Raw genomic sequence first — 809 nt, 5'->3', positions numbered from 1 at the left:
TAGCTCGCGGCGCCATGCCGCGAACCGGCCACGGAGGTTGTTCAGCGCCTGGCCGGTGACGCCGTACTGGGCGAAGTCGTCAGGATCGAGCAGGCTGGCTTGCCCGAGAGCGTCGGCGAAGACCCGCCGGTCGAAACCTCTGTCGGCGCGTTCGGCGAGGTTGAGGACAGTTTCATGGGTGTATCGGTCGGACTGAAGCGTGGCGTCGATGTCGACGAAGTCACGGGCGAACGCTCGCCCATAGAGTGCGCTCATCTTGTTCGCGACCGCATCGTCGGGGTGTAGGACCGGTCCGATGGCCATGAGGACGGGTTCGTTGGCGCGCCAGTCCACGCCGAGTTCGACCTTGGAAACAGGCAGGCCATCGGTGACCGCCAGCCGGGCGAACATCTCGTACTGCCGCTCAACGTCGACGGTCAGGCCGTCGACACGGTAGGCGTGCACGACGGCGGTGACCGCGGTGCTGAACTCCTCACGGCGGTCCCATGCGGTGAACAGGTCAACGTCTTCGCTGGGCCGCTCAAGAAGGCCGGCTGCCTGGACCGCGTAACCGCCGGCAAGGGCGAAGCCGTACCGGTGGGCGGCCGCAAGCCCGGTGCGGGCGAGTCGTTCGTGAAACGGGTCCACCGTTACGTGGCGTTCGTGCGGGTCGCTGCGAGTTCGGGGAAGGCTTCCTCCCAGCGCCGTCGTAGCTGGGGTGGCAGCCAGAGGGTGGGCCAGAGCCGCAGGAGGAGGTCGGCGTTGAGCCAGGTGTTCAGGTCGTCAACGGTGCTGGCTTCGGTGAGCACCACCTTGTACGCGCTGGCCAG

The 809-nt window shown here is 67.1% G+C and carries 1 protein-coding gene and 1 pseudogene; both read right to left on the bottom strand.

The genetic code is table 11. The annotated features are described in order from the left end of the window. Positions 1-627 (bottom strand): nucleotidyl transferase AbiEii/AbiGii toxin family protein (locus V6U90_RS33665; protein ID WP_334445246.1); only part of this gene is annotated, 627 nt, incomplete at its 3' end. 2 nt (positions 628-629) lie between these two features. Next, positions 630-809 (bottom strand): annotated as a pseudogene (locus tag V6U90_RS33660) (hypothetical protein); the annotation flags it as partial.

The organism is Micromonospora sp. CPCC 206060 (genome assembly GCF_036906895.1).
Lineage (GTDB): Bacteria > Actinomycetota > Actinomycetes > Mycobacteriales > Micromonosporaceae > Micromonospora.
Note: the sequence above shows the minus strand (reverse complement) of the source record. Positions and strands in the feature narration are given on the sequence as shown.